Below are 13,681 nucleotides of genomic sequence, written 5' to 3'. Positions count from 1 at the left end.
AGGCCTCTACGATATGCACGATATTGGGCAGGTCATCTGCGAGCGCGAACAGCTTGCGCGTGCCTCCCTTGGCTTCGGCGCGCGCCGCGAAAGGCTGCACCATGTTGACCGCATCGACGCGGCCCGAGCGCAGCGCGTCCTCGGACAGCGCAAAGCCGACTTCGACGAGCTTGATGTCCTTGTCGGGGTCGAGCCCGGCATTGCGCAGCACCATGTTGAAAGGAGCATGTGTGCCGCCGCCGACGACACTGATGCCGACCGTCTTTCCTTTCAGGTCGGCAACGGACTTGATCGGCGAATCGTCCTTCACAGCCCAATAGAGGTGGAAACTGCCCGGCCGCTCGCCGACATGCTGGGCGATGACATACATGTCGACATTGCCGGCCACCATGCTCTGCGCGATCGGCAGGACGCCCTGTGTCGCGCAGTCGAGCGCACCCGCCTGCATCGCCGCCGTCATCGGCGCGGTGCCGTTGAACTGCGACCATTCGATCTTGTAGGTCTTGCCCAGATTCGGAAATTTGTCCGGGCGCTTCATCATCCAGTATTTGGCTTCCTCGGCGGGAATGGTCCAGCCGACCCGGATGGTGGGAATGGTCTGGGCGAAGGCCGCGCCGGCGGTCGCAACCGCGCCGAGCGCCAGACCTAAAACTGCAACACGACGAAGCATATTCTGTATCCTTCTCTGGAAGACGCAAAACGGCTCGGGGGCCCGGCGCCCTTCGATACCGTTGATCCGGCCGGCATGGAACGATGCCTGCCACCGCTCTGCAAGCTCAGATCTGCGCCGCGGGAAGTATAAAGCTTGGGCGGCAGTGCGTCATCGCGCGATCGGGGCCAATGGTCGCGCCCTTTTCAGCCTATCGCCTCAATTTTAGCGATCCGCCAAAGCCCCCGGAAAGTCCGGTGGTCTAATGGTGTCACGGTGGGGTCGAAAGCGTGAGGGAACCAGTCCGGGTTCTCGGCGCTTAGGTCGTTCGAGAATCCAAACCAGGGCCGGGGCGCTTGTTGCATTCGGGGGGATGCAAAAGACCGGCAGAAAGTGGATGCCATGAAAAGGTCAGCGATCGTCTTCGGCGCCTTGTCTCTTTCCCTCCTGATCCCGCAAAGCCCGGCCACCGCACAATCCTCCGCCTTCGCCGATCCGGCGCCGCTGTATCCGCCCGCCTTTGCCCGCGCGGCTCCACAACCCGAAGTGGCGGACGAGCCCGGAGACAGTGTGGGGATGGCGTCACACCTGCGTCGGCAGATCGTCTCCTATTCGACCCGCGAGGCGCCGGGTACGATCGTGATCGATACCCCGAACACCTATCTCTATTACGTGCTCGGCAACGGCCGGGCCGTCCGTTACGGGATCGGCGTCGGCCGCGACGGCTTCCGCTGGTCGGGAACGCAACGTGTCGCCCGCAAGGCGGAATGGCCGGACTGGCATCCGCCGGCAGAGATGGTCGCGCGCCAGCCCTATCTGCCGCGCTTCATGGCAGGCGGGCCGAGCAATCCGCTGGGCGCGCGAGCGCTCTATCTCGGCAATTCGATCTACCGCATCCACGGCACCAATTCTCCGTCCACCATCGGCGGTCGGGTTTCGTCAGGATGCATTCGCATGCTCAACGAAGACGTGGTCGATCTGTATGGGCGGGTGAAGGTCGGCACCAAGGTCGTGGTTCTGCCGGACGGCGGACGGCGCTCGCCCGACATCGCACGCCGCCGCGCACCGGATCGGTCGAATGCCATCAGCTTCTACGAGGAGCAATCGCGTGCCCGCGACCGGATGTCGGCGGTGACGGAAACCGCAAGCCGCATTTACTGACTTTGACCTGAGAGAGCGACCAGACTGATACCATCCGCCCGGCAGAACGCCGGGCGGTTTTTTTTAAGCGCGACTGTGTTCCGAGCACGTTGAAGCGAGAACGCTGTCGCGCGCCAGCCTGCATCACCGCGGCCGCCGACGCATCGTTGCCGCGTCCACTTTATCGCCGTATGCAAAAATAATTTTCGAAACCGTCATTTTACACATCACGCTACGCAGCTACCAGCCTCACGTCATCTCGCTACCGCACGGCGCTACGGAGCTACCGTGTCATTGCAGACGCGCAACTACTTCGTTGCATCGATACAACTTGCGCGGCCGATACCGATGCCGCAACAACACGACAAAAAATTTTCCGCCTCATTCGTGACACTAATCCACACAACTTTTCGCGACGGCGCTCGTGCGGTGTGAGCGATGCGAAGGTCGTGAACCCGGAATGCAGGCGATGACATGTTTGGAGTTCATGGTCTCGGTCGATCGCCTCGGGCTTGCACGATGAGGTTTCTGCGATGCCAAACGGGTTCGCAAGGCACCCGCGACGAGACGCTCGAAACCTATCCCGGTCGTGCGCGCATGTTGCGAAGGCAGACCAACTCTGACGGCCTGAAGCGCACGCGGGGGCGCGCGCTCACGGTTCGTCATTCTTTCAGGATGGAGAAAACCGGCGCCCGACTCGGCGTCTGAAGGACGTGCAAGGGGGAAGTATCATGCGTAAATTCGCTGCGGCGCTTGCCGCATTCGCCGTTCTGTCGGTCGTGACCATTCCGGCTTCCGGTCAGACCATTCCGGAATCGCTCAAGCAATCCGGCAATACCGAAGCGTCCATCAAGGACCGGCGCAATGCCTGGACCGTCGGCGTCGCCGGCGGCCTGATGTCCGGCACCTACATGACCTTTGCCGACCAGCTGGCGAAGGCGCTCGACGACGGTGACAATCTGCGCATTCTGCCCATGGTGACCTATGGGGCGGCCTCCAACATCGACGACCTCCTGTATCTGCGTGGCGTCGATGTTGCGGTCACCCAGGCCGACGTGTTCGAGTATTTCAAGACCGAGCGCAAGATCTGGAACCTCAACAACCGGGTTCACTACATCATCCGCCTGCCGGTGTCGGAGGTCCACATCCTCGCAAGGCGTGACATCAAGAGCCTGGAGGATCTGCGCGGCAAGAAGGTGAGCTTCGGCCCTGCCGGTGCCGGATCGAGCCTGACCGGCACGATCATCTTCCAGCGCCTCGGCATTCAGGTCCAGCAGGTCAATGTCGACACGTCGGCAGCGATGCAGCAGCTGAAGACCGGCGAACTCGCGGCGATGATACGCCTGGTCGGCAAGCCGATCGACTTCTTCGCGCGCATTCCGGCTGACGCCGGGCTGCATCTGCTGCCGGTGCCGTTCTCCAAGAAATTCGCCGACTATTACACGATCGGCGAATTCACCGCCGATCAATATCCCAACCTGATGCCAGCGGGTCATACCAAGATCGACACGATCGCGGTTCCGGCCGTACTTGCGGCATTCAACTGGACCAAGGGCAGCGATCGCCAGAAGCGGATCGAGCGCATGGTCGAGCGCATGTTCGCCAACTGGAGCAAGTTTCAAAAAGCCCCATTCCACCCGAAATGGCGTGATGTGAATCTTGCGGCGACCGTTCCCGGCTGGACCCGGCTCGAAGCCGCCGAGCATGAATTGCAGAAGCTGGAGGCCGCGGCGCCTGCGACCAATGCCTCGTCCAGCCTGAACAGCGAATTCCAGGCCTACCTGAAGAACGCCGATACCAAGCGCGACGCGCAGCGGACGCAACAAGGCCGCGATGCCCTGTTCGCCGAGTTTCTCGCCTGGCGCGACCGGCAGGAGGCGCTCGCGGCGAGAAACGAGAGCGGGCCCGAGCCAAAGCCCGCGGTTCGCAGCAAGAGCCGGAAATAATCCGGCCGTCGAAATTCCGTGGATTGTGAGGGAGTTGCGTGATGAGTACCCCAAGCCCCGTACCGCTCGATAACTTCGATCCTGTTTCACCCTATGCGCCGAAATGGGCTCGCGACGACACGGCTGCCGTACCGGACATACTGGAATCGCAACTCCCGGACGGCATCGAGACGGATCACGATGCGCGCATTCTCGACGAGATCGAGGCGAGCCTGCGCACCATGATCGCGGAAAGCCGTTGCGGCGAAGAGCTGAATCGCCTGTCCGATGTCAGCCGGGCCGCCGCCGAACAGCTTCTCGAGCAGCAGGATCATGCGCTGGACACCGACGTTGAGAAGGCCCTGCCGGTCCCCGAAGCGCCACACCAAAATTTCGACGCGGAGCAGCTCGCAGCCGACATTGCGACGGTCCGGGCGGCGTTGCGCGATCCGCGAACCCCGCCCTGGCTGTTGGCGCGATCGCTCGAGCCCGAGCCTGTTCCGGAACCCTGGCCGCAGAAGCGCAAGCGCCGCTCGAACACGCTGTTTCTGCGCTTCGGCCTTGCGGTCACCGGCGCGGCCGTCGTTGCGGCAATTGCGGTCAAGGATGTCCCGACCCTTGTGATGGACACCATCCGCGGCCCTCTCAACGAGCTGTCAACCGGCGCCGCGGCTGTTTTCAATGAGGGCAAGGCATCCAGCCTCCAGCTGCGCATGGAGTCTGCACGGAAGGAGCAGGATCGGGCGACCGCGCCATCGATTCGCAATACGGTCGCGGCTGCCGATGCCGATGCACAAGCGGTCCTGGTGCGGACGGAGACAATTTCGCAGCCAGCGGAGCCTCGCGCGGAATCCGTCATGACGCGCTGGCCCTCGCCGGAAGCAGCAACGCGCAGCGAGCGGGTTGCTTCCACGAAGGCAGCGCCACACCCGCCTGCGCCGGCCACTACCATCGCGGCCGCGACAGAGAGCGCTGCCGCGGAGCCGGAGCGACAGCTCAATGCTGAAGAGATCGCCATGCTGCGCAAAATGGGCGATGACTATATTGCCGCCGGCGATTTCGTCGGCGCCCGCGCGGTGCTGGAACGGGCTGCCGATGCCGGCGATGCATCCGCTGCCTTTGCTGTCGCCTCCACCTACGACCCAGTCGTCCTTGCCCGTTTCAAGGTGCGCGGACTGAAGGCGGATATCGTGAAGGCCTCTTTCTGGTACGAGCGAGCCCGCGAGCTTGGTTCGCAGGAGGCCCCCCATCGCCTGCAGGCGATGATGGCGGCGCGAGACGGCTGACCGTCTCGCCGCTCAACCTTGCTGCGCGAGCCGCAGACGGCGCACCAGACCATCGGCATTCCGGGCCTGCCGCCGCGCCGCCCGGAAAACCGTAACCCGCCACAAAATTGCGCCGAACCACCTGCGATAACGATCCGGGGACAAGGTCAGTCTGGTATCGCTCGATGGAAGCTTCTAGTGTGGTGGTTCGGAAATCCGCTTCATTCTTGCAGCATGCCCTTCAGGCGGATTTCCGAACCGAACCACACTAGAATCAAGGTTTGCCAGTGTCCTTCGAATCCGAAGTCCGCTCACAAGCGATCCGCAGAATGAAGCGGACTTCGGATTCGGGACACTAGTCTTCCACCGCGCGATCCAGCGCTCGGATTTGGTCCGCCGGGGTCCATCGCACCATGTTCAAAATTGCGGGAGGAATCGCGGTCGCGATTGCCTTCTTCCTCGGAGCGCTGTGGACGCTCAATCCCCTGAGGTCGGGCGCCGAACCCCAGCCACCTGCCATCGTCGAGACGCCTCCGCTGCCACCGGCGACGCGGGCTTCGGTCGTGATCGTACCGGCCGCGATCGCACTGCCCGCGATCGGCCAGGCGATCGAGGACGCCGCGCCGCGCAGCCTGTCCGGAAAACCCGACAACGCAATTGCCAAGGTTCTGTCAAAGGCCGAAATTGTCTACTCGATCGACCGCTCGCCCCTCACACTGATCGGCCGCGCCGACGGACTGATCATCGGGGCCGATCTTACCGGCCTGTTGCGGATCACCGGTCAGCTTCCCGAATTGCTCGCCGGCAACGGTCAAAACGGCCGCGGAATCGATCTGCGCGCCGATCTCAAGGGACAGGTATCGGTCACCTCGCGGCCGAAAATCACCACCGGCTGGCGGCTCGAATCGAATCTCGTCGGACAGACGAAACTCGCCGAGGCCAATCTTCAGCTTGCCGGCGTGAAGTTCAACGGCGCGCGCGAAATCAAGTTTCTGGTGGACCGCGCCATGTCGGACCAGATGCTGGCCCTCGCCGCGCGTGTGCGCGACGATCTGTTCATCGAAAATGCCGCACGCCGCGAATGGGCGAAACTGTGCCGATCCTTCCCGCTCGGACCATCCGCCGAAGGGCTTCCGAACTTGTGGCTCGAAACCCGTCCGACCCGCGCCTTCGCGGCCCAACCGCGGGTCGACGCCAGCAACGTGACGATCACGCTCGGCGTGCAGGCCGAAACCCGCATCGTGACGCAGGAAACCAAACCGGATTGCCCGTTCCCGGCGAAGCTCGAACTTGTGCCGCCGATGGATCAGGGAAAGATCGCCATCGGCCTTCCCATCGACGTGCCGCTGGCCGAGATCAACCGGCTGCTCGACGCGCAGATGAAGGGCAGGACCTTCCCGGAGGACGGATCCGGTCCCGCCGCGATTACGGTGCTCAGCGCAATCGCTTCCGCCGCCGGCGACCGGATGATCGTTTCGATGCTGGTCAAGGCGACCGAGCGAAAAAGCTGGTTCGGCTTCGGCAGCGAGGCGACCATTCATCTCTCGGGCAAGCCCGTGCTCGACCAGGAGCGGCAGACACTGCGGCTCGACGACATCACGTTGGGCGTGGAATCCGAGGCTGCGTCCAGTGTTCTCGGTGTCGCCACCAAAGCCGCGATCCCACACCTGCAAACCGCACTCGCCAGAAATGCCGTGATCGATCTGCGGCCCGCGCTCGCCAATGCGCGCAGGAATATCGACAAGGCGCTGGCCGATTTTCGCGTTCAGCGCGACGGCATCAAGGCCGACGCCCTGATCACCGGCATTCGGCTGATCGGAGTCGAGTTCGATTCGACGATCGTGCGGGTGACGATCGAACTGGATGGTGTCGCGCGCGTCTCGGTGACCAGGCTTCCGATCCGGCCCTGACGCGGTCATTTGTCCGGCGAAAACCCGGACGCCTTCACCGCCGGCGCCCAGAAGGCGGCGTCCCGTTTCATGATCGCACCAAGCTCGGCGGCGGAAGTGCCGGTCGGCTCGATCGCGAAGGTGAGCATGCGCTGGGCCACGTCCGGCGACTTGATGGCGTTGACGATCGCCTTGTTGAGCCGTTCGATCACCTCCGGCGGCGTCTTTGCCGGAGCAAACATGCCGTACCAGCCGGTGGCCTGCAGATCGAAGCCAACTTCCCTGAAGGTCGGAATATCGGGAAGGAATTTCGAGCGCTGCGCGTCGGAGGTCGCAAGCACGCGAAGCTTGCCGCCCTTGTGGTTTTCCAGAAGGTCAGCGGTCGTGGTCACGACCACCGCGATCTGACCGCCGATCAGATCGGTCAAAGCGCCTGCCGATCCCTTGTACGTCACATGCCGGAAATCGATACCGGCGCGCTGACCGAACAGCGCGGCGAGAAAATGCGGCAATGTTCCGGCCGCGGGCGTGCCGTAATTGGACTCATTCGGATTGGCCTTGGCCCAGGCGATCAGTTCCTTCAGCGACTTCGCCGGCACCTTGGGACCGACCGCGATGCCGAAATCGAACGTGCCGAGCTGTGCCACCGGCACCAGATCGGTGAACGGGTCGTATTCCAGATTTTTGTAGACCAGTTGATAGACCGCGACCGGCGCGATCGGCACCATCAGCAGGGTCGAGCCGTCAGGCGCGGCAGTCTTGACGGCCTGTACGCCGATGCGTCCGCCGGCTCCGGTGCGGTTTTCGACGATGACCGGACGGTTGAGTTCGGCGCGCATCTTGTCCGCAACCATGCGCGCCAATGCGTCACCGGTGCCCCCGCCGGTGAACGGGAAGATGATCCGGATCGGCTGCTCGCCGAGTTGCGCATGCGCCGGAGCGGTCTGGCCGGCGGCAGCGGCGGCGAACAAAACTGATGCAATCACGAGACTGCGCCTGCGGATCATGAACTCCTCCCTGACTTTGTTTTTTCCGATGATGCAGGCTTCCAGCAGGCGCCCGAACCGAAAAATCAACTCGTACCGGCCAGCGGAATGTTGTAATTTGTCTTTCGATTATAATGGCTTGTATGCTGGAAGGGACGCGCATTGGCGCGCGGGCGCATTCGCAAATGCCGGGCCCAGCCGGAGACCATGCGCACCCTGGAGCGCGGGCTCACGGTGCTGGATGCACTGGGCGAGCATGACAGCCTGACGCTTCAGGCGCTGCATGACATGACGGCGCTGCCGAAATCGACGCTGCTGCGCGTGCTGGCCACCCTTGAAAAGACCGGCCATGCGCGGCGCCGTATCGCGGACCGCAGCTGGCGGCGGACTGCCTTGCGCTCACCCTCGACCGCCTCCGCCGTACAGGATCAACTGATCGATATCGGTGGCGAGGTACTGGACGAGATGTGCGCGCGGCTCGCCTGGCCCTCGGACCTCGCCGTCTATCATGACGGCGCCATGGAAATTCTGGAGACCACGCGGCGCAAGAGCCCTTACGTGATGAACAGGCTTGCCATCGGATTTCGCGTTCCGGTTCTGCTGTCCGGGCTGGGACGGGCGTGGCTCGCCTTCTGCCCGGATGAGGAACGTGCCGCGATCGTTGCCGCCCTGACCGCTTCGAATTATGCCTTCGACCGGACGGCGCAGGACCCCGGCCACATCGCGGCGCTGGTGTCGGAGACCCGCGCCAAAGGTTATGGCATCCGGGCGGACGGATATTCGGTGCGGCGGTCGGCGGTCGAAGACAAGACCAGCGGCATTGCATTGCCGATCTATCTGCGCGGGCGGATCGTGGCCTGTATCAACCTCGTCTGGGTTCTTACCGCCTTCGACGAAGATGCATTCGTCCGCCGCTATCTCGGCGAACTCCGCAACGCCGCCGGGTCGATCGGGCAACGGCTCGAGTGTCAGGCCTCGCCGCGTCCGGTCTGAGATTCGCCACGATAGGCGTTCCACATCTCCTCCGGCACGTCATCCTCATCCCAGACACCGATCAGGATGCCCTTGCGCTGCGATTTGCCGCGCCCCTGCAGAATCTGCGCTTCCGAAATCGTCGTGCGCTGTGACATCCGCAATCCCCAGTCCGCCAACGCGGAGGAAAGCCGTTCGCGCTCCGCCGCATAGGCGGGGTCGGCGCCGAGATCGCGAAACTCTTCGGGATCGGATTGCAGGTCGAACAGCATCGGCCGGAAGCCGATGGCGTGGACATATTTCCACCGCTTGTCGGCGGCCATGAACAGCCGGGCATCGCGCGGCGCAACGCCAAGCCGCACCGCAGCCGGAAACATCGAGTAATCGTATTCGCTGAAAGCGATCTCGCGCCACCGTGCAGGCGTCTCGCCGTGCAGCCAAGGCAACATCGACCGCCCCTCAAGCCGGTGCGACTGTGCGAGCGGATCGGTACCGAGAGCATCGAGAAAGGTCGGCAGCACATCGACGGACTCCACAAGCGCATCGCAGACGCTGCCGCGGGTGGCGTCGGCGGCAGGCGACGGATCGCAGACGATCAGCGGGATCTTCACCGACGGCTCGTGGAACAGGTCCTTCTCGCCGAGCCAGTGGTCGCCGAGATAGTCGCCGTGATCGGAAGTGAACACGATCAGGGTGTTGTCGAGCAGCCCGCGCTCCCGCATGAACGCGAACAGCACGCCGAGCTGGTCGTCGATCTGCCTGATCAGGCCCATATAGACCGGGATCACCTCGCGCCGCACCTCCTCGCGCGAGAAATTGCGCGCAACCAGGTGATCCATGAATTCGCGATAGACCGGATGCGGGTCGGCGCGCTCGCTCTCGCTCTTGACCGCCGGAACGACGTCGTCCGGGTCATACATGTCGTTGTAGGGCGCGGGCGCGATATAGGGCCAGTGCGGCTTGATATAGGACAGATGCAGGCACCAGGGCCGCTCGCCCGCCTCCGCCATGAAGTCCATCGCGCGCCGCGTCATGTACGGCGTCTCGGAATCCTCCTCCGCAACCCGCGCCGGCTTGCGCGCATGGCGCATCGCCCATCCGGATGCGAGCGCATTGCCGTCGCCGTCCGCGGCATTGGCAAAATCGTGCCACGGGTTGTCGCCGGGATAACCCCTCTCGTTCAGCCAATCGTTGTAGCGCGGCTTGCGGGGTTCATAGCGACCGTCGGGACCTACCCCATGCAGGCCATCGTCGCGCTCATAAGGATCGAAGCCGCATTCCGACACCCGCACGCCGATGATTGATTGAGGATCGATGCCGAGCCGCTCCATGCCCTCGGTATCCGGCTGCATATGGGTCTTGCCGACCAGCACGGTGTCGAGGCCGAGCGGACGCAGATAATCGCCCATCGTCATCTCGCCGACCTTTAGCGGAAAGCCGTTCCAGGCGGCGCCATGCGAGGACACGTAGCGGCCGGTATAGAAGCTCATGCGCGAGGCGCCGCAGACCGGCGACTGCACATAAGCGCGGGTGAAGCGCACGCCGCGCGCGGTCAGCGCGTCGATGTTCGGGGTCTTCAGCGTGGGATGTCCGGCGCAGGACAGATAGTCGAAGCGCAGCTGGTCGCACATGATGAAGAGGATATTCCTGACCTTCCGCGTCACGTTTGACGACCTCCTGCTTGGTCGTTCCCGCGAAGGCGGGAACCCATATTCCAGAGCGGTGCCTATGGGTCCCCGCTTTCGCGCGGACGACGCATTTTCGTTCTGCGATCCCGCGATCTTATGAGCCGGCACGGGCGGGTGGACAAGGCGCGGCGCCTGCGTTGACAGGAGCCCCGATCGGCCTACATTGGGGGCGTTCCGAGGGGAGCCCCAAAGGGGGCTGAGATTCTGCGGTTTCGCGGTAACCCTTTGAACCTGATCCGGGTCATGCCGGCGAAGGGACAGGACACCATGCAGACCTCGCTTTATCTCGCAAAGCTCATCGGTCCGACGCTGATCGTGATCGGCCTCGGCATGCTGATCAACCGCGACGGCTATCGCGACATGGCGCGGGAGTTTCTGGGCAGCCGCGCGCTGATCTACCTGGCAGGCCTTTTCGCCTTCATCCCGGGGCTCGCCATGGTGCTCGCCCACAATATCTGGGTCGCGGACTGGCGCGTCGTCATCACCCTCCTCGGATGGCTCGCCGTGATCGGCGGCGCCTTCCGCATCCTGTTTCCGCAGGAGGTCACGCGCATCGGCACCCGCATGATCGCCAATCCCAACACCATGCTGATCGGCGGCATCGCAGTGCTCATCCTCGGCGCCATCCTCTCCTTCTACGGCTACGCACGCTAGAGCATGATTCCGAAAACCGCGGAGCGGTCTTCGGAAAAACAACACGCTCAACGCAGGAATTGACGAATGGGACACCAAATATGAACATCCACAATCCGAACCTCGAAACGCCGAAGGTCACCACCGGGCCGCTGCCCGCCTCGCGCAAGATCCATGTCGCGCCGGAAGCGGCGCCTGACCTGCGCGTGCCCTTGCGCGAAATTGCATTGTCGGAAGCCTCAGGCGAACCGCCGCTGCCCGTCTATGACACTTCGGGTCCCTACACCGACTCGGCCGCGACAATCGATGTCGAAAAGGGCCTGCCGCGCACCCGCATCGCCTGGGTGAAGGAGCGCGGCGGCGTCGAGGAATATGAAGGCCGTCCGCTCAAGCCGGTCGATAACGGCAACGCCACCGGCAAGTATCTCGCCCGCGCCTTCCCGAATACGCCGAAGCCGCTGCGCGGGGTGGGCGACGCGCCGGTGACGCAATATGAGTTCGCCAAAGCCGGCATCGTCACCAAGGAAATGATCTACGTCGCCGCGCGCGAGAATCTCGGCCGCAAACAGATGCTGGAGCGGGCTGAAGCGGCGCTTGCCGACGGCGAAAGCTTCGGCGCGAGCGTACCGGCCTTCATCACGCCTGAATTCGTGCGCGACGAGATCGCACGCGGCCGCGCGATCATCCCGTCGAACATCAATCACGGCGAACTCGAGCCGATGATCATCGGTCGCAATTTTCTCGTGAAGATCAACGCCAATATCGGCAACTCGGCGGTCACGTCGTCGGTCGAGGAAGAAATCGAGAAGATGGTGTGGGCGATCCGCTGGGGCGCCGACACGGTGATGGACCTCTCAACCGGCCGCAACATCCACAACACCCGCGAATGGATCCTGCGCAACTCGCCGGTGCCGATCGGTACCGTGCCGATCTACCAGGCGCTGGAGAAGGTGGACGGCGATCCGGCCAGGCTCGACTGGGAGGTATATAAGGACACACTGATCGAGCAATGCGAACAGGGCGTGGACTATTTCACGATCCATGCCGGCGTGCGGCTTGCCTATGTGCCGCTGACCGCCAACCGCGTCACCGGCATCGTGTCGCGCGGCGGGAGCATCATGGCGAAATGGTGCCTGTCGAAGCATCGCGAGAGCTTCCTGTACGAGCGCTTCGACGAGATCTGCGACATCATGCGCCGGTATGACGTGTCGTTCTCGCTCGGCGACGGCCTGCGCCCCGGCTCGATCGCGGATGCCAATGACCGCGCGCAGTTTGCCGAACTGGAGACGCTCGGTGAACTCACCCAGATCGCCTGGAAGAAGGGCTGCCAGGTCATGATCGAGGGCCCCGGCCACGTGCCGATGCACAAGATCAAGATCAACATGGACAAGCAGCTCAAGGAATGCGGCGAGGCGCCGTTCTACACGCTCGGCCCGCTCACGACCGACATCGCGCCGGGCTATGACCACATCACCTCGGGCATCGGCGCCGCCATGATCGGCTGGTTCGGCTGCGCGATGCTCTGCTACGTCACGCCGAAGGAGCATCTCGGCCTGCCGAACCGCGACGACGTCAAGGAAGGCGTCATCACCTACAAGATCGCGGCCCACGCCGCCGATCTCGCCAAGGGCCATCCCGCCGCGCAGCTCCGCGACGACGCGGTCTCCCGCGCGCGCTTCGACTTCCGCTGGGAGGACCAGTTCAATCTCGGCCTCGACCCGGATACCGCGCGCAACTATCACGACGAGACGCTGCCGAAGGAAGCGCACAAGGTCGCGCATTTCTGCTCGATGTGCGGACCGAAATTCTGCTCGATGAAGATCACGCAGGATGTGCGGGATTATACGGCGAGTCTCGGAGATAACGAGAAGACCGCGCTGGGATTGGACGCAGCGCAGACCGGCATGAAGGAAATGTCGGACAGGTTCAATGCCATGGGCGGACAGGTCTACATCGACGCCGGCAAGGTGACGACGGCGCACACCACCGCGCTCGATCCGGAAGCCGCTCATGCCGAGAAGAACGCGGCACTGGTGAAAGAGAGCAACAGGGCGCTCTGATCATCTCCGTTCGTCCACGCGCAAGCCGGACCGGTCGGCAGGCGGATCCCATTCCGCTTGTCAGTCGCAGGGCGGGTTTGCCCGAAGGCATAACCCGCCTTTTCCTTTGCGCCGCCGGCGGACTACACTTCGCAGGTCCGACCTGCGGCTGGGAGAAAAGCCATGACCGCCTTCAATGCCGTGCGCTTCAAGGTCAAACCGGGGCGCGAGCAGGATTTCCTCGACGCGCACGCGAACATTGCAGCCGAGTGGCGGGGACTGCGCCACGTCAACATCATCAGCACCGGTGAGCGCGCCTATTGCATCATCGCCGAATGGGATGACATGGACGCACTCGCCAACGCCCGGTCGAGCATGATCCGGACGCTCGAGTCGTTTCGAGACACGCTGGAGGATTTAGGCGGCGGCCTGGGCGTCACCGATCCGGTGGCCGGGCCGGTCGTGCTCGCGTTGAAGTAGGCGCCTCCCCCTGAT

At 63.5% G+C, this 13,681-nt stretch carries 11 protein-coding genes and 1 riboswitch; of the genes, 8 read left to right on the top strand and 3 right to left on the bottom strand.

Annotated elements, in window-relative coordinates:
* The coding region (locus tag AB7F49_RS24535; protein WP_428527257.1) for an ABC transporter substrate-binding protein at positions 1-670 on the bottom strand (670 nt) is incomplete at its 3' end.
* Between the two features lie 381 nt (positions 671-1,051).
* Here AB7F49_RS24535 and AB7F49_RS24530 point away from each other — a divergent pair.
* The 4 genes from AB7F49_RS24530 (at position 1,052) to AB7F49_RS24515 (ending at position 6,889) form a co-directional block, all read left to right on the top strand.
* Positions 1,052-1,810 carry a L,D-transpeptidase gene (locus AB7F49_RS24530; protein ID WP_428527255.1) on the top strand — a complete coding sequence of 253 codons (759 nt, stop codon included), beginning with the start codon at positions 1,052-1,054 and terminating at the stop codon, positions 1,808-1,810.
* Between the two features lie 710 nt (positions 1,811-2,520).
* Positions 2,521-3,735 (top strand): TAXI family TRAP transporter solute-binding subunit, encoded by a 1,215-nt coding sequence (locus AB7F49_RS24525; RefSeq protein WP_428527253.1) that lies wholly within the window; start codon positions 2,521-2,523, stop codon positions 3,733-3,735.
* Between the two features lie 41 nt (positions 3,736-3,776).
* Positions 3,777-5,000: a hypothetical protein gene (locus tag AB7F49_RS24520; RefSeq protein WP_428527251.1), complete on the top strand. Its 1,224-nt coding sequence runs from the start codon at positions 3,777-3,779 to the stop codon at positions 4,998-5,000.
* A gap of 392 nt (positions 5,001-5,392) precedes the next feature.
* Positions 5,393-6,889 (top strand): DUF4403 family protein, encoded by a 1,497-nt coding sequence (locus AB7F49_RS24515; RefSeq protein WP_428527249.1) that lies wholly within the window; start codon positions 5,393-5,395, stop codon positions 6,887-6,889.
* A gap of 5 nt (positions 6,890-6,894) precedes the next feature.
* Here AB7F49_RS24515 and AB7F49_RS24510 read toward each other — a convergent pair whose 3' ends face one another.
* Positions 6,895-7,875: a Bug family tripartite tricarboxylate transporter substrate binding protein gene (locus AB7F49_RS24510; protein ID WP_428527247.1), complete on the bottom strand. Its 981-nt coding sequence runs from the start codon at positions 7,873-7,875 to the stop codon at positions 6,895-6,897.
* Between the two features lie 186 nt (positions 7,876-8,061).
* Here AB7F49_RS24510 and AB7F49_RS24505 point away from each other — a divergent pair, with 186 nt between their 5' ends.
* Positions 8,062-8,847, top strand: a complete 786-nt coding sequence (locus AB7F49_RS24505; RefSeq protein ID WP_428527245.1) for an IclR family transcriptional regulator domain-containing protein — start codon at positions 8,062-8,064, stop codon at positions 8,845-8,847.
* Here AB7F49_RS24505 and AB7F49_RS24500 read toward each other — a convergent pair.
* Positions 8,823-10,490 (bottom strand): alkaline phosphatase family protein, encoded by a 1,668-nt coding sequence (locus AB7F49_RS24500; protein WP_428527243.1) that lies wholly within the window; start codon positions 10,488-10,490, stop codon positions 8,823-8,825. The two genes, AB7F49_RS24505 and AB7F49_RS24500, sit on opposite strands and share 25 nt — an antisense overlap.
* 191 nt (positions 10,491-10,681) lie before the next feature.
* A riboswitch (TPP riboswitch) is annotated at positions 10,682-10,789 on the top strand.
* On the opposite strand from AB7F49_RS24500, the gene AB7F49_RS24495 reads away from it, so the two are divergent.
* The 3 genes from AB7F49_RS24495 (at position 10,758) to AB7F49_RS24485 (ending at position 13,666) form a co-directional block, all read left to right on the top strand.
* Positions 10,758-11,168, top strand: coding sequence for a hypothetical protein (locus AB7F49_RS24495; RefSeq protein WP_428527242.1), 411 nt, complete (start codon positions 10,758-10,760; stop codon positions 11,166-11,168). It overlaps the preceding riboswitch by 32 nt.
* 80 nt (positions 11,169-11,248) lie before the next feature.
* Positions 11,249-13,207 carry a phosphomethylpyrimidine synthase ThiC gene (thiC, locus tag AB7F49_RS24490; protein ID WP_428527240.1) on the top strand — a complete coding sequence of 653 codons (1,959 nt, stop codon included), beginning with the start codon at positions 11,249-11,251 and terminating at the stop codon, positions 13,205-13,207.
* 162 nt (positions 13,208-13,369) lie between these two features.
* Complete coding sequence (locus AB7F49_RS24485; protein WP_428527238.1) at positions 13,370-13,666, top strand: antibiotic biosynthesis monooxygenase; 297 nt, start codon at positions 13,370-13,372, stop codon at positions 13,664-13,666.
* The last annotated feature ends 15 nt before the right edge of the window (positions 13,667-13,681 follow it).

It is taken from the genome of Pseudorhodoplanes sp., from assembly GCF_050250235.1.
In the GTDB taxonomy this organism is placed as follows: Bacteria; Pseudomonadota; Alphaproteobacteria; order Rhizobiales; family Xanthobacteraceae; genus Pseudorhodoplanes.
This window is presented reverse-complemented; position numbering and strand designations above follow the sequence as displayed.

Excerpts from the sequence above, each read along its gene's own strand:
- AB7F49_RS24530 (WP_428527255.1), top strand. The coding sequence starts at position 1,052 with ATGAAAAGGTCAGCGATCGTCTTCGGCGCCTTGTCTCTTTCCCTCCTG.
- AB7F49_RS24525 (WP_428527253.1), top strand. The coding sequence starts at position 2,521 with ATGCGTAAATTCGCTGCGGCGCTTGCCGCATTCGCCGTTCTGTCGGTC.
- AB7F49_RS24520 (WP_428527251.1), top strand. The coding sequence starts at position 3,777 with ATGAGTACCCCAAGCCCCGTACCGCTCGATAACTTCGATCCTGTTTCA.
- AB7F49_RS24515 (WP_428527249.1), top strand. The coding sequence starts at position 5,393 with ATGTTCAAAATTGCGGGAGGAATCGCGGTCGCGATTGCCTTCTTCCTC.
- AB7F49_RS24510 (WP_428527247.1), bottom strand. The coding sequence starts at position 7,875 with ATGATCCGCAGGCGCAGTCTCGTGATTGCATCAGTTTTGTTCGCCGCC.
- AB7F49_RS24505 (WP_428527245.1), top strand. The coding sequence starts at position 8,062 with ATGCGCACCCTGGAGCGCGGGCTCACGGTGCTGGATGCACTGGGCGAG.
- AB7F49_RS24495 (WP_428527242.1), top strand. The coding sequence starts at position 10,758 with ATGCCGGCGAAGGGACAGGACACCATGCAGACCTCGCTTTATCTCGCA.
- thiC (WP_428527240.1), top strand. The coding sequence starts at position 11,249 with ATGAACATCCACAATCCGAACCTCGAAACGCCGAAGGTCACCACCGGG.
- AB7F49_RS24485 (WP_428527238.1), top strand. The coding sequence starts at position 13,370 with ATGACCGCCTTCAATGCCGTGCGCTTCAAGGTCAAACCGGGGCGCGAG.